The sequence below is a fragment of the Thioclava sp. GXIMD2076 genome, from assembly GCF_037949795.1.
Taxonomy (GTDB): domain Bacteria; phylum Pseudomonadota; class Alphaproteobacteria; order Rhodobacterales; family Rhodobacteraceae; genus Thioclava; species Thioclava kandeliae.
Genome location: NZ_CP149932.1, coordinates 501,030 through 519,365 on the forward strand (window position 1 = coordinate 501,030; position 18,336 = coordinate 519,365).

Here is an 18,336-nt window from a genome sequence, read left to right on the forward strand (position 1 = left end):
GCTTCTCCTTACTTCGTCAGCGTCGATATCACGCTACGGATGCGTTCATCTTCGCGATCTAGGAATTTCTGTCCCATCTCATAGGCACGCTGCACTTCGACCATGCGCGCGACCTCTGTGATCGGGTCTACATTCGATTCCTCAACAAATCCTTGAAGGACCTGCGGAAACTCCTGCGCTTGTGCTCCCCCTTCCGGATAGAACAGCGTTCCGCCCGAATGGGTCATCGCAGCCGGATCGGCGGGGTCGTAAATGCCGAGCTGGGCAATAGGTTCACCATTGACCGACATCGTGCCATCCTGTGCCATCGACAGCTCGCCCTCCGAGGGCACAAAGATCGGGCCACCGCCCGAATCAAGCACCGGATAACCATCCTGGTTCTGCAAGATCCCTTCGGCCGAAGGCACGAAATTCCCCGCACGGGTCAAGGCGTTGCCCTGCGGCGTCTCGACCATGAAATAGCCATCCCCCTGGATCGCGAAGTCGAAATTATTGCCCGTTGCGGTCACCCCCCCCTGCAGGGTCGATATCTCGCGCCCGTTGCCATAGGCCATCGAAAGCGACGGTTCCGCCCCGTCGAGATCCGCCACATATTCCGCGAAGATGACACCTTCCTTGCGGAAGCCTGTTGTGGAGACGTTGGCGATATTATTCGCCACCACGTTCATCTCGTTCATCAGACCCGACTGACGGGTCAGCGCCGCATAAATCGCATTATCCATGGGTCAGCTCCCCGCAATCAAAGGAATGATGTCTGCCGTGAAGAAATCGACCAACCGTTCCGACATGAAGGACATCGACACCCAGAATACGATGAGCATCGCCCCGACCTTGGGAACGAAGGTCAGTGTCATCTCCTGCACCGAGGTCAGCGCCTGAAAGAGACCGATCGCGACACCGGCAATCAGGGCGACGGCCAGCATGGGGGCGGCAATCATCACAGCGACCCATAATGCCTCGCGCAATGTATCGAAGAAGATGACGTCATTCATAATTACACCGGCATCCTCAGGATTTCCTGATAAGCCTCAACGACTTTATTCCGCAGGGTCACCGCCGCCTCCACGGCCAGCTCGGTCTGCGACAGCGCCTGAACCAGCTGGTGGGGATCAGCATCACCGGTCATCGCGGCCTTGGCGGTTTCCTCGCCATTCTTGACCGTATCGACAAAGTCGGTCGCCAATGCGGCAAACGGATTCTCGCTCGCAGAAGATGCGCCTGACTGATCTTTCTCCGCCCCGAGTTGCGCGGCCGAGCGACCTTGGGCATAGCCCTGCAAGGCGAGGGATGATTTTACGTCCATTCTAGACTTCTCCTAGGGGTTAGCGGCGTAGAATATCGAGCAGAGCCGAGGACATCTGCCTCGTCTGGTCGAACATTTTGATATTTGCTTCGTAACTGCGCTGCGCCTCTCGCGCGTCAGCGATCTCGACGACCAGATCGACATTCGACCCGTCATAGTAGCCATTCGCGTCGGCAAGCGGATTGCCCGGATCATAGATCTGCTTGAGGTCGCTGCGATCCAGATCGACCTTCCCGAGTTCGACTTTACCTGTCGCCCCGCCATCTTCCATCACCTGTTTGAACTCGGTGAGTTTGCGGTGATAGCCGGGCGTATCCGCATTCGCGATATTTTCCGAGACATAACGCAGGCGCTGCGCCTGAGCCTTCATGCCCGATGCGGAAAGAGAAAAAGAATCGCCAAAATCAGTCATGATCAGCTCCGTGCAACGCTTGTTCTCAGAATGTTCAAAGTTGATTTGTATATGGTTAACGCAAGATCGTGCTGACGCTTTGTTTCGACCGCCTTAACCATCTCGTCTTCCAGCGAGACCGTATTGCCATTAGGAGACGCCGTGCCGGAATCGCTGCGGGTCACCGTCTGCGATGTCACCAGATTATCCGCACCGATATGGCCGGAGCGCGTTGCCTTCATCGGCATCGCGACCTCTTCCTGATAGGTCTCGGCGAAGGGCGTCACGTCCTGCGCCTTGTAGTCGGGCGTGTCGGCATTCGCCATGTTCCGCGAAACTGCGGATTGGCGCTGAGCGGCATGGCGTGCCATCGACTCAGCCATATTCATCACATCGATTTTTTCGAACACGGAGGTTTCTCCTCTCAGATTTCAACCAAGGCTTAAGAGTGATTCATTAAAAAACATTTAGAAAACGATTGGAGGCCAGAATGGCTTATGCAGATTTGGACTTGCTGCGCTCGTCAATTTCGGACTTTGGCGCAGTCCATACGGTGGGCAGGATCAGTCGCGTCGGGCAGGGTGTGATCGAGGCAACAGGCCTATCGCGCGTTGCAACCCTTGGAGATCGCGCTGAAATCATCTGCCAGTCAGGGTTGAAGATCGGCGCCGAAGTTCTCGCTCTCGAACCCGATCACGTCAAACTCCTGGCCGATGGGGCGGCAGACGGGCTTGCGATAGATGATCGCGTCGATCTTCTCGGACAGACCGGAATTTCTCCCGACAGTTCGTGGATCGGTCGAATCATCGACCCGTTCGGAAATCCGCTGGATGGTCAGCCGCTGATGCGCGGCGCGATTGAGCGTAATATCCGCGCCCGCCCCCCTGCCGCGGCCCAACGCCGCCGGCTGGGTAGCCGCCTTGAAACTGGACTGGCCGTCTTCAACACGCTCCTTCCTCTGGTCAAGGGGCAGCGGATAGGCCTCTTCGCCGGTTCCGGCGTGGGCAAATCCTCGCTTCTGGCCAATTTTGCAAAAGGTGTGGAAGCGGATGTCGCCGTGATCGCCCTGATCGGTGAACGCGGCCGTGAATTGCGCGAATTCGTGGAAAAGGTTCTCGGGCCGGAAGGGATGGCGCGCTCGATCATCGTCGCCGCAACCTCGGACCAGTCGCCTCTGGTCCGCCGTCGCTGCGCGATGGCCGCGATGACCGTGGCCGAGCATTTCCGTGACAAAGGGCAGCATGTGCTGTTTCTGGCCGATAGTATTACCCGCTTTGCCGAGGCCCATCGTGAAGTCGCACTGGCGGGTGGCGAGGCGGCCACCCTGCGTGGCTTCCCGCCTTCCACCTCACAGCAGATCATGGGGCTTGCCGAACGCTCGGGGCCCGGTCCCGAGGGGGCGGGCGATATCACGGCGGTTTTCTCGGTCCTCGTGCCTGGCTCGGATATGGAAGAGCCGGTGGCCGATATCCTGCGCGGAACGCTGGACGGCCACGTTGTGATGGACCGCAAGATCGCCGAACGCGGGCGGTTTCCGGCGATCGATCTGCTGCGCTCGGTCTCGCGGTCCCTGCCCGATGCCGCAACGCCGCAGGAAAACGAACTCATCAAGGAGGCCCGCCGCCTGATGGGGGCCTATGACAAGGCCGAGATGATGATTCAGGCAGGGCTCTATGCCGCTGGATCGGACCCGGTGGTCGATAAGGCGATCAAGGTCTGGCCCGCGCTCGATGCTTTCATTGCCGAATCGGAAATTAAGAACACCAAGGCAAGCTTCGAGCGCCTGAAAACCGCGCTCGCCAAGAAATAAGGGGCCTACTGGCCCCTTATTCGTCATCCTCTTCATCGTCTTCGTCATCGCGCGCATGACGGAGCTCGGCTTCCTGCAACTCGGCCAGCTTGAACTCGGCCGTCAGGCGATAACGATCCGCCTCGGCTCCCGATTTCAGCTCGCCGTTGAGTTGTTGCACGAAGGCCTGCGACAGCTGCGACCCCAAACCGGAGCTTTTATCCGGTGAGGCGAGTTCGGCATCGGGATCCATCGAGTTCTCAAGCGCCAGCCGCACATATCCGCCCCCTATCTTGCAAAGCGAGATTTGCAAATCGGGACGCGACCCGTCTTTCGTGCCAGCGTATTTCATCGCATTGGTCATCGCTTCTGTCAGCAGCAACGAAAGCGGCACGGCCTGATCCGGCGTCAGGCGGATCTCGTCAACGTGACAGTTTACATCGATGCGCCGTTCCGGCCCCGTAGCCAGCGCGGAGATCTGCCTCACGATATCGGGCAGCAGCTCGTTGGCCGTGATGTCGGTCAGACCCGAGGTCTGGTAAAGCCCGCGGTGAATCGTCGCCAAGCTGATGACCCGCTCCTGAAGGCCCTTCATAAGCTCTTTGGTCTCGGGCGAGCGCGCCTTGCGGATCTGCATCGAAATGATCGAGGCGATCAGCTGAAGATTGTTCTTCACGCGGTGATGGACCTCACGCAGAAGCACTTCCTGATGGTGGATCATATCCTCCAGCTCGGCCTCATCATGCAGGATCGTCTCGGTCATCTTCTCGTAGGAGAGTGCCAGATCCTGAATTTCCTTCGGCGCCCCCGCATAGTTCAGGTTGCCAACGCGACGCGATCCGGAAGCAAAACCACGCAAGGCCCGTGACAGCCGCTTCACATGGCCGATCACCAGCTTTTGCATAGCAAAATAGGCCACAAGCAGGCTGGCCAGCCACATCAGGGTCGGCACAAGGATGGGGGAAACATCCGCCACGGGGTTCATCGAGATCGACGATTTTGCGGGCCAGCTTCCCATAGCGTATAGCTGCCCCGGCAGAAGCTCGAGCACGGAATAGACCCGCTCCTGCCCCGAATTGGAACGGGCTGTGAAGGTCAGAGCATTAGGGCCGGCCAGCGCTTTCAGCGCACGGTGCGCGGGCAGATAAGTCTGCGCTTTTTTCAGGTCACCCGACGATGTGAGCACCGAACCATTGGCATCGAACGTCATGATAACCAGCGCGTTATCAACGTCATACCCGAGAGTATCGGGCTCGCTTTCCTTATGGAGCACCGAGGAATGCGGCAAGCTCAGCGAGACGAAACCGAGCTTCTCGCCATCCACGCTATAGACCGGATGGGTCGCGCCGATCACTGCAGTACCGGAGACAGGCCCGTGCGGATTGAGCACAAAGCTGGGCGTTTCCAACGGCAGGATGCCCTGGACATGCTCATCTTTGGAAAAATCATAGGTCACATTGCGCGATGAACATTCCATCTGCCCGTTCTTGTCGACAAACGCCGCAAGCGACAGCGCGGGATCGGCCTCCACCGCCTTGCGCATCTGCGCGCTGCACGCATCCATATCGTTGAGGAATGGTGGCAAGGTATAGGCGAGGAACCGTGCCTCGGCCTGCGCCTGCTGCAACAGGCGGGTCTCGCCTGTCACAGCCTGCAATGTTTCCCCCATCAACGCGGCCTCGGACCGCGCCCGCGCTTCCTGAAGCAGCGAGTTGGACTGGATGGCCGAGATCAGCAGTAGCGGGAACAGAGCCACTGCGAGAAAGATCGCAAGGCGCACACCGAGGCGGTCGATGAACGACCCCGTCGATCCTTCTTTTCGTGTCATGCAGCGGCAGTCCCAGATTTACCAATTACCGCCAGCGATGTGGCATCCATACCGGAGAGGATGTCTTCGCCCTCTTCCAGCTTCAACATTTCGGCCAGTCGCGCGCGAGCGCGGTTGGCACGGCTTTTGACGGTGCCGACGGCAACCCCCATGGTCTCGGCCGCTTCCTCATAGGAGAATCCCGATGCCCCCACGAGAATAAGCACTTCGCGATGTTCCGGCGTCAGCTGATCGAAGGCCACCATGAAATCGTTCATTGCCAGCCGCCCGTCATGGGCGGGCCGTTCGCACAAGGCTGCGGCATGCACACCGTCCGGATCGGCCACTTCGCGTTTGCGCTTGCGGCGGTCAGAATAGAACGTGTTGCGCAGGATCGTAAAAAGCCAAGCGCGCATGTTGGTGCCCACCTGAAATTTCTCGATATTCGACCATGCTTTCACAATCGTATCCTGCACGAGGTCATCCGCAGTCGCCGAGTTGCGCGTCAGCGACATCGCAAAGGCCCGCAGGGCTGGCAGGTGCTCTGGCAACTCGTCGCGCGGATCAAGGATCGTTTTGGTGTCAGAGGAGGGCGAAGTCATTTGTCGCCCTCCTTTGCACGTAATTGTGCCAGCAGATCTTTAAAGCGATCGGGAACATCCTCATTCAGCGCCTGGTCGAAAGCTTTCTTCAGGTTCTGATTGATCTGCTCCTTTATGCTGGCTCGCGACTTGTCGTCAGCCATTTCGTTGGTCATACCTATGGTTCCGATCACAGCTGTTTTTACATGGAACCAAACGCGGCACAATGACGTTGGTTCCTTGGAAAACGAAAATTTGGGAGTTTTTACATGCCCACCGATATCGCCGGCGCAATCGCTGCGAACCTGCCTTACCTGCGCCGTTACGCGCGTGCGCTGACGGGGAGCCAAGACACGGGTGATCGCTACGCGGCGGCGACCCTTGAGGCCATTCTGGCCGAGGATGGTATCTTCAAACAGGAAACGGATCCGAAGGTCGCTTTGTTCCATGCCTTCCATCTGGTCTGGGCCTCCGCAGGCGCGCCGCTGGACGAAGCCACAGGCAGCCTGGAGATGCGCGCGCAGGACCACATGGCGAGCCTGACGCCCAATACCCGCGAGGCGCTTCTCTTGCATACGATCGAGGGGTTCCGTTTCGAGGAAGTCGGGTCGATCATGCAGATCGAGACTGCCGAGGCCGAAGAACTGGTCGAAATCGCTCTGCGCGAGATGGAGAACTCGGTCGCTGGCAAGGTCATGATCATCGAGGATGAAGCTATCATCGCGATGGACATCCGCGCGATCGTCGAAGAACTCGGCCATCAGGTAACCGGCATTGCCCGTACCCGTACCGAGGCCGTGGAACTTGCCGCGCGCGAGAAGCCCGATCTTATTCTGGCGGACATCCAGCTGGCCGACAACTCCTCGGGGATCGATGCTGTCAACGACATCCTCGGCCAGTTCGACAATCTGCCGGTCGTGTTCATCACCGCCTTCCCGGAACGTCTGCTGACGGGTGAACGCCCCGAACCGGCCTTCCTGATCACCAAGCCCTATACCGAGACACAGGTTCAATCGGCGGTGAGTCAGGCCATGTTCTTCAGCTCGACCGAAACTCTTCTGGCCTGAGCCATCTATCAATCAACTCCAAAGCCCCGGCATCGCGTCCGGGGCTTTTTCATTTTATTTCATCGGCATAAAGCCGCCCGTTCTTTCGCACCGCCGTCTTCCTTAGGGGAACCGCTTCGGACAATCCGCGTTGATCTGCCATATGAGCGACCCCGATGAGGGCCGCGTAAATGGAGAAAACGAATGAAACGCATCCTTGCTCTGACCAGTGCGCTCGCGCTTTCCGCAGGCGCTGCTTTCGCCGCATCCGGCCCCGTCAACAGCGTCAACGTGACGACCGATATCGAGGGCGTGACGGATCCGGCCGCAACGGCTTTCTATGAAAAGATGGCTGCCGATGTCGAGACGCAGATCATCGCGGATCTGGGTCCCGCCTATGACGCAGAAAAGCTCGGCTCCAGCATCAAGGTCGACATCACGAGCGCAGAAGTTGCCAGCACCTGGGATCATCTGGCGGATATCGGCGACACCAAGATGGGCGCGCAAATCAACGTCTATTCCGCCACCGACAACGCCAAATTCGATCACTATGACCTGGATGTCGGCTTCCCCAATATCGCTGTCTCCCTGCCCGAGGGCACCGATGCCACGGCACTTACGGTCGATGATCCGGTCTATTACAATGCCCTTGTCGATCTCTTCTCGGACGCGGTTGTCGAGCGCCTGAAATAACACTCACGGCACTGCCGCCAGAGCCCCGGTCTTCAGGCCGGGGCTTTATGCTATCCGCATGGCACAATCAAAGCGCCACATAATTAGGGCGCCCTTGCGGCAGCCTCCTCAAGGCATAAAAAAACCGGGCTTGATGCCCGGTTTTCCATCGCAGATCCGCTCCGCTTATTTCGCAAGATGCGAACGGAGCATCCATGCCATTTTCTCGTGCTGACCGGCAACGCCACCCAGAAGATCGTCGGTGGCGTGGTCGTTATGCTCGTCGGCCAGCTCGATCACATCCTGAATGCGGGCAGCAATCGCCTCATGATCTTTCACCAGATCGGCAATCATCTCTTCCGCCGTGGGCTTGCCATCCAGCTCGTCCAGCTGCGAGAAGGCGTTGAGTTGCTTGAGGTTCATCGGTGCCAGCTCGCCCAGTGCGCGCACGCGTTCGGCAATGACATCGGCGCTCTCGAACAACTCGCCATATTGCTCCTCGGTCAGAAGGTGCAGCGGACGGAACAGCGGGCCCTCTACATTCCAGTGATAGAACTGAGTTTTGATCGCCAGCTTATAAACGTCGGACGCAACCTGGTTCACGGCTTTGGCCATGACTTTCTTGCCTTCGACACCCGTATTCACTTTTTCGGCTTTGGGTTTGACTTGCAGAACGTTGTCCATGAAATGGTCTCCTCTGGTTACGGGCCGGGCGCGGAAGTCCCGCACCGCACAGCCCTCCATGCGTTTCACCTAGACAACGAAAAAGGCGCGCCACCGTTCCGTGACGCGCCCCGTTTTTTTGGGTGTGATCTGTCGCGAATGCGTGATTAGCGCATCAGCAGCACCGGCACCTTGCAGGCGCGGATCAAAGCGGTGGTGGTCGAGCCGATGATGAAGGAGCGGATACGCGAATGGCCGTAGGCCCCCATCACGATCATATCGATCCCGTCACTCTCGATATGTTTCACCAGCGCTTTCTCGGGCTCGCCCTCGATGGACACGGGACGGGTCTTCAGGCCCGACCCTTCGAGCATCGCGCAGCCCTCGCGGGCTTTAGCCTCGGCCCCTTCGCCCACCGACACCACCTGCACCTCCAGGTCGGTGAAGATCGGCGAGGTGGCCAGCACGGCCATCGCCCGCTTGGCCGAGACCCCGCCATCATAGGCGATGGCCACCTTGGCCACCGGCGAAAAGGCACGGTTGGCTACCAGCACCGGCACCTTGCTCGAGCGGATTGCCCGCTCGAGATTGGAGCCCAGATGGTCCATCGCGATATCGGCCTGATCGCCGCGTTTGCCGATGATCATGACGCGGGCTTCCGCCTCGCGCTCGGTCACCGCATCCAGAAGCTCGCCATTGCGCAGCTGGGTGGTTACTCCGGTGCCACCGGCCTCGATCACCCGCGCCTGTGCATCCTCGAGGATTGCACGGCCCCGCTGCGAGACAAGCTTGGCGCGCTGTGCATCGATGGTGGCCAGCTGTTCCATCAGCGACGAGCGCGCGCCAAGCGCGATCGTCCCCGACAGATCCTCCTTGGGTTCGGGCGCACGACCTAGCACATGAACGAGCTCGGCCGGTGCGCCCAGCCGCGCCATCGCCCAGGCGGTATAGTCGCACACGCTCGCGGAATAATGCGATCCGTCGACGAAAGAGATGATCTTTTTGTCCATTCTCTTCTCCTTAATGGCCCGAAAGCGCCGCATCGGCACCGAGTTTATCGGCCTGCCCCAGACGCCCGACAAGGCTCTCCGACATCCGGTCCATCCCGACCAGCTCGACCTCCGCCCCGTCACGGCGGAATTTCAGCACCGCCATATCAACAGCAGAAACCGCCGAAAGATCCCAGATCTTGGCATCGGTCACATCGATCACCACCCGATCCAGCGTCTCGTGGAAATCGAAGGCTGCCATGAAATCTTCCGTGGCACCATAGAAGAGCTGCCCGTGCACCCGATAGGTGCGCACGCGCCCGTCGGACGACAGCTCGGATGTCAGATGGAACTGGCGCGCGATCTTGGCCGCAAAGAAGCAGCCCGATAGCAGCACACCCACCAACACACCGATGGCAAGGTTATGGGTCGCCACAACCACAACCACCACGGCCAGCATCACCGCGCTCGAGGTCTTGGGATGGGTCGCCAGATCGCGGATCGAGGACCAGCTGAACGTGCCGATCGACACCATGATCATGATCGCCACCAGCGCCCCCATCGGGATCTGGCTGACCCACGGGCCCAGCACTACACAGAAGATCAGCAGCATCACGCCCGCCACCAACGTCGACAGACGCCCGCGACCGCCGGATTTGATATTGATCATCGACTGGCCGATCATCGCACAGCCTGCCATACCACCGATGAAACCGGTAATACCGTTGGCGATGCCCTGCCCCACACATTCCTGATTGCGCGAGGATTTCGTATCCGTCAGGTCATTGATCAGATTCTGCGTCATCAGGCTTTCCAGAAGCCCGACCACGGCCACCCCCAGCGCATAGGGGAAGATGATCTTCAGTGTCTCGAGGTTGAACGGCACATCGGGGAGCAGGAAGACCGGCAGCGCATCGGGCAGCTTGCCCATATCGCCCACGGTGCGCACATCCCACCCGAAGCCGATGGAACAGGCCGTGAGGATCACGATCGCCGCCAGCGGCGAGGGAACCGCCTTGGTGAAGCGCGGCAGGATGTAGATGATCGCCAAGGCCACCGCAATCACCACAAAGGTGAACATCGGCACTCTCGACGGATCCATCTCGGGGATCTGCGCCATGAAGATGAGGATCGCCAGCGCGTTCACAAAACCGGTCATCACCGATTTCGAGACAAATCGCATCACGAAGCTCACACGGCTGACGCCGATCAGGATCTGGATCAGACCCGCCAGCACGGTAGCCGCCAGCAGATATTCCAGCCCGTGGTCGCGTACGAGGCTGCCCATCAGGACGGCGGTGGCGGCGGTGGCCGCCGAGATCATCCCCGGACGGCCGCCCACGATGGCGGTGATCACGGCAATGGAGAAGCTGGCATAGAGACCCACTTTGGGGTCCACACCGGCGATAATGGAAAAGGCGATGGCTTCGGGGATCAGCGCCAGCGCCACAACAAGGCCCGACAGCACGTCTGCACGCAAGCTGCCGACCCAAGATTTGCGATAAGCATCAAGGTTCATGTCATATCCTAACCGTCTCGGCCTGCGGATCTTGCGGGCTTCACGGAATCTTCGGTTCGTTTTTTAACGGGTTTCTCCGGCGGATCGGCGGCCGGAAGAGCCACCCGGGAGTCGCACCCGGGTCCTGACGATTGGAGTTTGGATACGAAACCGTGACCAAAAGGGCAATGCGTCAGACAGATTTTCTCCGACCCATTGCCCAAAACCTGTCTTGCCGCTTAGCTAACAAGCGAAAAGGAGACACTGTGGCCGTCATTTCCCCCCATATCCTGAGCCTTTCGTGGAGATTCACGGCACAGCTGGTCGGACGACTGGCAAATGCCAATATCGGGCTGATCGCGGCGGGCGTGGCCTTCTATGCGATGTTCGCAGTCTTTCCGGGTGTGTCGGCCACCATTGCGATCTGGACCGCCTTCGCCGATGCCAACACCATCCGCACCTATCTGGCGGTGGCCGATAATTTCATTCCGCCGCAGGCATGGAACCTGCTTTACGCACAAATCCAGAGCTGGCTGATCTCGACCAATTCCTCCATCGGCTGGGGCACGATCGTCTCACTGGCCATCACGCTGTTTTCGGCACGCGCAGGCGTGGGCGCATTGGTGCTCGGACTGAACGTGATCCACGGGGTAAAGCCGCGCAATACGATCTGGAGCCTGTTCTTCGCCTATTTCATGACGATGGCGCTGGTCGCGGTGATGATCGTGGCGCTGGCCACCATTGTGGCCGTGCCGGTCTTTCTCAACGTCCTGCCCTTCCACAGCAATCCGGCGCTGATGGCGCTGACCAACCTGATGCTCTCCGGCTTGCCCTGGGCTGCGATGTTCCTTCTGATGCTGACGGTGCTGGGCATTCTTTACCGCTACGGCCCGCGCAAAATGGGCCGCCCGCGCGAGAAGCTGTTTACGCTGGGCGCGGTGATCGCCACGCTGGTCTGGGGAGCGGCCAGCTACGGGCTGACCTTCTATCTCAGCAATTTCGCCAGCTATTCCAAACTGTATGGCTCCATTGGGGCGGTCATTGCGCTTTTGCTGTGGCTCTATCTCTCGGCCTTCGCGATCCTGTTCGGCGCCGCCTTCAATGCCGAATTGCGCAAGGAGCGCACCGGCTCTACCAAACCGCTACCCGAACAGACGGAATGAAAAAGGGGCCCGAAGGCCCCTTTTCAGTAGTCTTTCTCCAGATAGACGCCGATCCCGCTATCGCCATCCGACCCGACCGAACCTTTGGCCGTGATGGTTTTGGTCAGATCGAGATTGAGATTGATCTCGGTCTGGCCCGAAGAGCCCAGCTCGACATCGGTGTAGATCTTGTCCGAGATATATTTGCCGGCGGTCACGGTGGCATTGCCATCGCTATCGGTGCCGACATCCAGATCATCGAGCCCCGTGCTATTGCGCAGCTTGGACATGATCCCGTTATCGTTGCGTCCGGCCAGCGTCGCCACAGCGGACGCAAGCTCTGCCGCCTGCAGCGCCGAGATATTGTTCAGCCCCTGCCCGAACAGCAGCTGTGCCAGCACCTCTTCCTGCGGCAGCTCCGGCGAAGAGGTCACATCCAGATCGGGCGAGGTCGCCTCCCCCGAGATCCCCAGCGTGATCGCGTAGTCATTCTTCGTCGTGGTCGCCGAGAAATCGATATAGGGCACAAACTCGCCCTGCAGCGCGATGGAGCCGTTATCGAGCGTGAAGCGCTGATTGAGCACATCAAGCCGCCCGCGCACCAGCTCGAAACTGCCGATCGGGATAACATTGGCCGTGGTGCCGGTAATCCGCAGCTGGCCACCCAGTTCGGCATCGAGCCCGCGTCCGCGCACGAACAGCTGGTTGGGCGCCGAGATGGTAATATCGAGCGGGAAGGCCACCGAAGACCCTCCCGAGCTCTCGCTTTCGGTCTCGAGCACACCCGCCTTGGCCCGCGTGGCGCGCGAGGCCGCGGATTCCGCCACATGGGTGATATCGGGAATGGATTCCACCCCGCCAAGGCCGGTCGAGGGCACGCGGATCTCGGTATCCGAGAGCGCGAGCTTGCCCGCGATCTTCGCCCCGCCGGTCAGCGCGCCATTGATCCCCAGCTGCCCCGTGACACGGGTGTCATAGAGGTTCGGGTCACGGAAGCGCGCGCGGTCCAGCGCAATGGTCAGATCGCTATTATAGGGCGCCGAAAGCGTGATCGGGCCCGACACTTTCACCGTGCCACCTTCCTGGAAATTGGCGCTGGTGGTCAGGTTTACGCGGCCATTGCCCAGCTGGGCATCCACATTGATCCCTTCCAGCGCCAGCGACAGCGTCGGCGCACTGAACCGCAGCCCCTGCCCCGAGACGGTGCCCGACAGCGAATTGAGCGCCAGTGGCCCGTTCAGGTCCAGATCGAAGCGCAGCGGCCCCTCGACCGAGCGCGGCGAGATAAACGCATTGGCCAGCGCCGATTGCGTGCCGCCCTTCACCGCCAGATTGGCCGTGCCGAAATCGGACGCCAGCGTGCCGGTGACCGTGGCATCGGTGTTGCCCGGTCCATTCGCCGAGATATTCACACCATACTGGCTGCCATTATCGGTCACCTGCCCCTTCACCGTCAGTGGACCGGGGAAACCCGGTGCCAGAAGGGCGGTATTGGCCAGCCGCGCATTCAGATCGATCTTGCGCGCGCCCGAGGTCACCGTGCCGCTGGCATCGGCGCTCAGCTGCGGGTTCGAAAGGGTGAATTTCTGCAGCTCGATATCCGTGCCGTTCTGCAGGACCGCCAGTTCCAGCGCGGAATTGCCCGCCAGAAGCTTATCGGCCTGAGACTGACCCACCGCCACATTGGCGGCATTGGCCTTGAGCGTGATCAGGCGGCCATCCGCGCGCTCCTTCACCGCTGCATCGGCGGTGATCTTGCCGCGGTAAGGCGCCCCCAAGCCCGACAGATCGCTCGTCAGGTTCAGATCGATCTGTCCTTGCCCGTCCTTCAGCGCGCCGGAGCCCGTGGCCTTCAGATTGGGGTTCGAGATATTGAACTGGTCGAGCGAGATGTCGCCGTCTTTCTCCAGCGCATTCAGGTCGATTACCGTTTTGCCCTGCAGGAATTTGTTCAGCTGCGGCTGGCCCACGGCCACGCCGTTGCCGGTGGCATTAAGCACCACGCGGCGGCCCTCTCCGCCTTCGGTATAATGCGCGTTCAGATCGACCGCACCACCATAGCCCGCGCCCAGCACGTTCAGATTGGCCGAAGCCGTGGCCGTTACATCCGCATTGCCGGTGGCAAGCGACCCCGAGGCCTTGGCCGTCAGCGCCTTGGCATCCGCCGAGAAATTGCGCAGCACGAGACCGTTCTCGTCACGCTTGGCCGAGATCACGATCTTCGACTGGCCCGCAAGGGCTGCATCCGCCTGCGGCTGACCAATGGCGATATCCTGTCCCGTCACATCCACATCGGCGTCAAAGGCGCCGCTAAGCACCGTAAAGCTGCCCTTCACCGCACCAAGGATCGAGCCCGAGAGATCGCGCCCCGAAATCTGCGCCAAACGCGCCAGATTGTCATGGCGGATCTGTGCATCGGTGGTGATCACCAGACCTTCGGTCGGGTTCTCGAAGGAGACATCCCCTTCCAGCCCGTAATCGCGCCCCGCCACCCGCAGGGTGGTCAGCTTGATCGGACTGCCCTTGGTCCATGCAAAATCGGTGCGCCCCGTCAGAGCAGGTCCCACAGCCTCGGCCAGCGCCGGATCGCCCATCGCGATGCCCTGCGTGTCAAAGGTCACATTGCCCGCCACAGCCGGTGCATCGGCATCCTGCGTGATCGTGCCCGCGCCATCCAGATTCACCTTGTCCAGAGAGACGGTCGGGCTTTTCAGCGCATCGACAATCCCCGTCAGCGTCCAGTTATCGCCATCGGCCTTGTCATAGCTGAGTTTCAGCGAGGCATCCTGCAGCGTGGTCTGGGCCCCTGTCACAGGCAGCACGACCGGCTCGCCGGTATCGAGCCCCAGATTGAGATCCAGATCGAAGCGGTCCGGCAAGCCACCCGCCGCCAGCGCCAGCGAGCCCTTCACATCCACGGCCTGCGCATCGAGCGAGAGCTGGTTGATATCGGTCTCGCCCGAAGCCTTGGACACGCCCTCCACATCCAGCGAGATATTCTTGCCGAAGAAGTCGTGATATTCGGGCTCCAGCATCGGGGTCACATCGCCCGACAGAGTCGCCTTGAAGGTCTTGTCGGTGCCGTCCTCGCCTTGGGTCTGGCCCAGCACCACCTTGCCCGTCAGACGCTGCTGACCATCGGTCGAGAGCGCCATATCGGCCGAGAAATCGCTCAGCGGACCATCACCCGACACCGCCAGCGTCACCGCAGGCGCGCCCGGCAGGCCCAGTTTCTTCGACACGAGCCCGCCCTTGCCTTCCTTGGTCAGGAGGTCCAGCGACAGGGTCTGGTCATCATTCGAATAGGCGGCATTGAGCGAGAACTGGCCCTCGACATCATCGGTGCGGTCCACCACCAGCTTGGCCTTGCCGGAGCCATCCGCGAGCCCGAGCGATCCGTTGACCTTGAAGGTGATCGGCTCGCCCAGAATCGCCTCGCCCAGCTTCACCTCGCCCACATCCAGCTTGTCGACATTCAGCGACACCGGAAGATCGGGCAGCGAGAAGGGCTTGGCCTCGGCATCGGGCACCTCGACGCCTTCCTGCGCCGCAGGCAGGCGGGTCAGCTCGATCGAGCTGGCCGAAAGCTCCTTGATGTCGATATTGCCGCGCAGAATGGCCGAGCGGTTCCACGAAAGCCCCGCATTGTTAATCACGAGCCACGGCCCCTGATCATCGGAAATCGTCAGCTTGTCGAAAGTCGCGCGCGAGGACAGTGCCCCCTTGAACCCGTCCAGACGGATCGTGCGCCCCTCGCCCGAGAGCTTGTCCTCGATCAGGCCGGTCAGATAGGAGCGGTCACGCTTGGACTCATCAGACGTGTCACTACCGGTGGTCTTGACGGTGGTGCCATCCTCGGTCTGGGTGGTCGTGGACTGACCATCCGCCGATTGGGTGGTCGTCGTCTCCTGCGCAAAGCCCGTAAGCGGCCAGAGCGCGACCAGTGCGATTGCAAGTTTCTTCATCATCAGAATGCCTGCCCCAAACCGACGTAAAGCTGCACGCCCTCGCCCGTATCCCCATCAACCGGTGCGGCCACATCCAGACGGATCGGACCGATGCCGGTCTTGTAGCGCAGGCCCAGACCCGCGCCGGATTGCCAGTCTCCCGTGCCGTCATCACCGACCCAGCCCATGTCATAGAAGGCCACCGCGCCGATGCTTTCGGTAATACCCATGCGGAATTCGCCCGAAAGCCCCGCAAATTCGGTGCCACCGGTCTTGAGCGTGCCGTCTTCGAGCTTGGTGACGCCCAATGACTGGTAGGGTTGGCCGCGCACGGTGCCGCCACCGCCCGAGTAGAACAGATAATCACGCGGGGTCTCTTCGAGCGAGGACCCCACAACGATGCCGTATTGTGCCCGTCCAGCCAGCACGAAACGGTCATCGGCGCCAAAGCCGAAATAGCCGCGCAGGTCACCGGTGGATTGCAGGCCGGTGCCCGTCGAGGAGTTGAGGCCCACGAAAGGCGTCAGCCCGATCTTGGCATAATATCCTTTGGTCGCGTCGGTCGAGCTGTCACGCTTGTCGATGGTCAGCGTGCCGGGAGCAGAGATCTGGCTGAAATAGGTATCGCCCACATCATCGGTCACCTGCGACCAGTTATAGGCCAAGCCCAGTTCGCCAGTGATATCCTCGTTGAAATAGCGCGTCAGACCCGCGCCGATCTCGAAGGCGTTCTCGTCGTAATCATCGGTTGATTCACGGGAAACAGAGGTCTCGGCATAGGCCGAGGTATCGGGCGAGAAGGTCGCGGGACGGTCGATGCGCACGCCGAGGCTGTAATCCGCGCCTCCATCCGAACCACCGATCCCCGAGACATCCGCATCCACCCGCAGCCGCTCCGCCCCGCCAAAGAGGTTGCGGTGCAGCCAGTAGCCCGAGAGCGTCAGCCCGTCCACGGTCTGGTATTCGACACCTGCCCCCAGACGGCGGCGCTTATCCTCGACCACGCCCAGCGTGTAATCGAGTGAATCATCGGGGTTCAGCTTATCGGCCTCGGTCAAGGTCATCGAACTGAAGACGCTGGCGCGGCGGAGGCGGGTGCGCACCAGTTCCAGCTCGTCGGGATCGAAGACCTGTCCCTTGGGGAAGCCCGCGATCGCGCGGATGCGTTCTTCGCGCATGCGCTTGTAACCGGTGATCGTCAGGTTACCGAAACTGACCTTCGGGCCCGGATCGAGGCGTATATCGGTGGCCAGCGTGTCGCTGCGATGGTCGGCGGTGATCTTCTGGGACGTCACATCGGCCTTGGCATGGCCCTGCTCTTCCCAGCCGGTGACAGCGGTCTGCGCGGCAGAGCGGATTAAGCTGGTGCGCGCGGTCTGCCCCGCCTTGAAGCCGTCAGGCAATTCGGTCTTGGGCGCAAGCGGCGCGATATCGGCCTGCGAGAAGGTGAATTTCGGGCCGGGATCGACCGTAATCTGGATCGAGGAAATGGTCGAAGGCGCATCGAGCGGGGCGATGCTCGCGGCTTCCTTGCCATTCACCAGAATCGAGATCGTGGGCGAATAATATCCCTCATCATAAAGCGCGGCGAGAATACGGGCATAATCGGCGCGGGCAGACCCGAAGAGATCCTGCGCATCGGGCGCATCGTCCCCTGTCTTATCCTCGGCGCTGACCACGAGCGAGGCGCCCTTCAGCGCCTCTGTCAGATCCTCGTCGCCGCCGGCAACCTGAAATTGAAGATTGCCCTGCGCCAATGCCGCCCCTCCGATTACGGAAAGCACGACCCCTGCCAGACCTAATTTTGTGACGCGCACCTGACTGCCCCTTTTCGCGGTATTTTGCGAAACAGTTGCAGCTATCGGAAGATTTTTCCAGTCCGGCGGCGACAATTTGCGGGGAATATTGCCGAGATCAGCAAATGTGATCCGGTCGACGCGGCTCTCAGCCGAGGCTTTTGAAAATCCGGTCTTTATGACCCGTCATATAGATCGATAGCCAGCGCGAGAAACGATGGGGATGCCGGTCGACCTCGGCGGCCAGATCATGCAGATCGACCCATTTGACCTCGGCCACCTCTTCGGGCGCAGGGCTCACCGCCAGATCGCGGGGCGCATCGGCCAGAAACACATCCACCACCTCGTGCTCGATCAGCCCGCCCCCCACATCCGCGCGGTATTCCAGCCGGTCGGCATGGCTCGGGTAGAGCCCCGTGATCCCCAACTCCTGACGCATACGACGGATGGCGCAGTCATGCTGCGCCTCGTCCCAATGGGGATGGGTGCAGCAGCTATTGGCCCAAAGACCCGCCGAGTGGTATTTGCCCTCGGCGCGTTTCTGGATAAGCACCTCGCGCCCCGACATCACGAAAACCGAAACAGCCTTGTGCCGCAGCCCGAGACGATGCGCCTCGAGCTTGTCGACGGGGGTCAGCTCCTCGCCGACCCAGGCAGGGATAAGATCGGTCATCGCACACTCCTCAATAGCGAACGCCGCTGCAAGAGATGC

The 18,336-nt window shown here is 60.5% G+C and carries 18 protein-coding genes and 1 other annotated feature; of the genes, 4 read left to right on the forward strand and 14 right to left on the reverse strand.

Translation table 11 applies throughout. From position 1 onward, the window contains the following. Positions 1 to 8: 8 nt before the first annotated feature. From WDB91_RS02515 to WDB91_RS02535, 5 genes are read right to left on the reverse strand one after another with little or no spacing between them, the layout of a single operon-like run. Positions 9 to 722 carry a flagellar hook-basal body complex protein gene (locus WDB91_RS02515; RefSeq protein ID WP_339113593.1) on the reverse strand — a complete coding sequence of 238 codons (714 nt, stop codon included), beginning with the start codon at positions 720 to 722 and terminating at the stop codon, positions 9 to 11. 3 nt (positions 723 to 725) lie between these two features. Beyond that, complete coding sequence (locus WDB91_RS02520) at positions 726 to 992, reverse strand: flagellar biosynthetic protein FliQ (protein WP_339113594.1); 267 nt, start codon at positions 990 to 992, stop codon at positions 726 to 728. Between the two features lie 2 nt (positions 993 to 994). After that, positions 995 to 1,303, reverse strand: a complete 309-nt coding sequence (gene fliE, locus WDB91_RS02525) for a flagellar hook-basal body complex protein FliE (protein ID WP_339113595.1) — start codon at positions 1,301 to 1,303, stop codon at positions 995 to 997. 19 nt (positions 1,304 to 1,322) lie between these two features. Beyond that, positions 1,323 to 1,715 (reverse strand): flagellar basal body rod protein FlgC, encoded by a 393-nt coding sequence (gene flgC / locus WDB91_RS02530; protein WP_339113596.1) that lies wholly within the window; start codon positions 1,713 to 1,715, stop codon positions 1,323 to 1,325. Between the two features lie 2 nt (positions 1,716 to 1,717). Continuing rightward, entirely contained in the window at positions 1,718 to 2,104 is a 387-nt protein-coding gene (locus WDB91_RS02535; protein ID WP_339113597.1) for a FlgB family protein, read from the reverse strand. An 80-nt stretch (positions 2,105 to 2,184) separates the two neighbouring features. On the opposite strand from WDB91_RS02535, the gene WDB91_RS02540 reads away from it, so the two are divergent. Next, positions 2,185 to 3,504: a FliI/YscN family ATPase gene (locus WDB91_RS02540; RefSeq protein WP_339113598.1), complete on the forward strand. Its 1,320-nt coding sequence runs from the start codon at positions 2,185 to 2,187 to the stop codon at positions 3,502 to 3,504. Positions 3,505 to 3,520: 16 nt separating this feature from the next. Here the strand turns inward: WDB91_RS02540 and WDB91_RS02545 are convergent, their stop codons facing one another. The 3 genes from WDB91_RS02545 to WDB91_RS02555 are packed head-to-tail and all read right to left on the reverse strand — an operon-like array spanning position 3,521 to position 6,047. Next, entirely contained in the window at positions 3,521 to 5,311 is a 1,791-nt protein-coding gene (locus WDB91_RS02545; RefSeq protein ID WP_339113599.1) for a histidine kinase dimerization/phosphoacceptor domain -containing protein, read from the reverse strand. Then, complete coding sequence (locus tag WDB91_RS02550; RefSeq protein ID WP_339113600.1) at positions 5,308 to 5,892, reverse strand: RNA polymerase sigma factor; 585 nt, start codon at positions 5,890 to 5,892, stop codon at positions 5,308 to 5,310. Before WDB91_RS02550 ends, WDB91_RS02545 begins: the two co-directional genes overlap by 4 nt. Then, entirely contained in the window at positions 5,889 to 6,047 is a 159-nt protein-coding gene (locus tag WDB91_RS02555; RefSeq protein ID WP_339113601.1) for a NepR family anti-sigma factor, read from the reverse strand. The genes WDB91_RS02550 and WDB91_RS02555 overlap by 4 nt, the downstream gene beginning before the upstream one ends. A gap of 93 nt (positions 6,048 to 6,140) precedes the next feature. Here WDB91_RS02555 and WDB91_RS02560 point away from each other — a divergent pair, with 93 nt between their 5' ends. Continuing rightward, on the forward strand, positions 6,141 to 6,938 hold the full coding sequence (locus WDB91_RS02560; RefSeq protein WP_339113602.1) for a response regulator: 798 nt from the start codon (positions 6,141 to 6,143) through the stop codon (positions 6,936 to 6,938). 183 nt (positions 6,939 to 7,121) lie between these two features. Further along, entirely contained in the window at positions 7,122 to 7,610 is a 489-nt protein-coding gene (locus WDB91_RS02565; protein ID WP_339113603.1) for a hypothetical protein, read from the forward strand. A 165-nt stretch (positions 7,611 to 7,775) separates the two neighbouring features. Here WDB91_RS02565 and WDB91_RS02570 read toward each other — a convergent pair whose 3' ends face one another. From WDB91_RS02570 to WDB91_RS02580, 3 genes are all read right to left on the reverse strand, one after another. Then, positions 7,776 to 8,273 (reverse strand): DNA starvation/stationary phase protection protein, encoded by a 498-nt coding sequence (locus WDB91_RS02570; protein WP_339113604.1) that lies wholly within the window; start codon positions 8,271 to 8,273, stop codon positions 7,776 to 7,778. A 146-nt stretch (positions 8,274 to 8,419) separates the two neighbouring features. After that, positions 8,420 to 9,262 carry a universal stress protein gene (locus tag WDB91_RS02575; protein ID WP_339113605.1) on the reverse strand — a complete coding sequence of 281 codons (843 nt, stop codon included), beginning with the start codon at positions 9,260 to 9,262 and terminating at the stop codon, positions 8,420 to 8,422. Between the two features lie 10 nt (positions 9,263 to 9,272). Next, on the reverse strand, positions 9,273 to 10,760 hold the full coding sequence (locus WDB91_RS02580) for a SulP family inorganic anion transporter (protein ID WP_339113606.1): 1,488 nt from the start codon (positions 10,758 to 10,760) through the stop codon (positions 9,273 to 9,275). A gap of 70 nt (positions 10,761 to 10,830) precedes the next feature. Beyond that, positions 10,831 to 10,888: a sequence feature (sul1 is cis-regulatory element that is thought to sense ions involved in sulfur or methionine metabolism; They are found in Alphaproteobacteria), on the reverse strand. Positions 10,889 to 11,005: 117 nt separating this feature from the next. Between WDB91_RS02580 and WDB91_RS02585 the strand changes: the two genes are divergently transcribed. Beyond that, positions 11,006 to 11,902, forward strand: coding sequence for a YihY/virulence factor BrkB family protein (locus WDB91_RS02585; RefSeq protein ID WP_339113607.1), 897 nt, complete (start codon positions 11,006 to 11,008; stop codon positions 11,900 to 11,902). Positions 11,903 to 11,925: 23 nt separating this feature from the next. Here the strand turns inward: WDB91_RS02585 and WDB91_RS02590 are convergent, their stop codons facing one another. The 3 genes from WDB91_RS02590 to WDB91_RS02600 all read right to left on the reverse strand — a co-directional run bounded on the left by WDB91_RS02590 (position 11,926) and on the right by WDB91_RS02600 (position 18,297). Beyond that, entirely contained in the window at positions 11,926 to 15,849 is a 3,924-nt protein-coding gene (locus tag WDB91_RS02590) for a translocation/assembly module TamB domain-containing protein (RefSeq protein ID WP_339113608.1), read from the reverse strand. Then, positions 15,849 to 17,645, reverse strand: coding sequence for an autotransporter assembly complex family protein (locus tag WDB91_RS02595; RefSeq protein ID WP_339113609.1), 1,797 nt, complete (start codon positions 17,643 to 17,645; stop codon positions 15,849 to 15,851). The genes WDB91_RS02590 and WDB91_RS02595 overlap by 1 nt, the downstream gene beginning before the upstream one ends. 127 nt (positions 17,646 to 17,772) lie before the next feature. Then, positions 17,773 to 18,297: an NUDIX domain-containing protein gene (locus WDB91_RS02600; protein ID WP_339113610.1), complete on the reverse strand. Its 525-nt coding sequence runs from the start codon at positions 18,295 to 18,297 to the stop codon at positions 17,773 to 17,775. Between the last annotated feature and the right edge of the window lie 39 nt (positions 18,298 to 18,336).

Coding starts and splice junctions, on each gene's coding strand:
- flgC (WP_339113596.1), bottom strand. CDS start 1,715: ATGACTGATTTTGGCGATTCTTTTTCTCTTTCCGCATCGGGCATGAAG.
- WDB91_RS02550 (WP_339113600.1), bottom strand. CDS start 5,892: ATGACTTCGCCCTCCTCTGACACCAAAACGATCCTTGATCCGCGCGAC.
- WDB91_RS02580 (WP_339113606.1), bottom strand. CDS start 10,760: ATGAACCTTGATGCTTATCGCAAATCTTGGGTCGGCAGCTTGCGTGCA.
- WDB91_RS02590 (WP_339113608.1), bottom strand. CDS start 15,849: ATGATGAAGAAACTTGCAATCGCACTGGTCGCGCTCTGGCCGCTTACG.
- WDB91_RS02560 (WP_339113602.1), top strand. CDS start 6,141: ATGCCCACCGATATCGCCGGCGCAATCGCTGCGAACCTGCCTTACCTG.
- WDB91_RS02515 (WP_339113593.1), bottom strand. CDS start 722: ATGGATAATGCGATTTATGCGGCGCTGACCCGTCAGTCGGGTCTGATG.
- fliE (WP_339113595.1), bottom strand. CDS start 1,303: ATGGACGTAAAATCATCCCTCGCCTTGCAGGGCTATGCCCAAGGTCGC.
- WDB91_RS02575 (WP_339113605.1), bottom strand. CDS start 9,262: ATGGACAAAAAGATCATCTCTTTCGTCGACGGATCGCATTATTCCGCG.
- WDB91_RS02565 (WP_339113603.1), top strand. CDS start 7,122: ATGAAACGCATCCTTGCTCTGACCAGTGCGCTCGCGCTTTCCGCAGGC.
- WDB91_RS02570 (WP_339113604.1), bottom strand. CDS start 8,273: ATGGACAACGTTCTGCAAGTCAAACCCAAAGCCGAAAAAGTGAATACG.
- WDB91_RS02540 (WP_339113598.1), top strand. CDS start 2,185: ATGGCTTATGCAGATTTGGACTTGCTGCGCTCGTCAATTTCGGACTTT.
- WDB91_RS02545 (WP_339113599.1), bottom strand. CDS start 5,311: ATGACACGAAAAGAAGGATCGACGGGGTCGTTCATCGACCGCCTCGGT.
- WDB91_RS02555 (WP_339113601.1), bottom strand. CDS start 6,047: ATGACCAACGAAATGGCTGACGACAAGTCGCGAGCCAGCATAAAGGAG.
- WDB91_RS02520 (WP_339113594.1), bottom strand. CDS start 992: ATGAATGACGTCATCTTCTTCGATACATTGCGCGAGGCATTATGGGTC.
- WDB91_RS02600 (WP_339113610.1), bottom strand. CDS start 18,297: ATGACCGATCTTATCCCTGCCTGGGTCGGCGAGGAGCTGACCCCCGTC.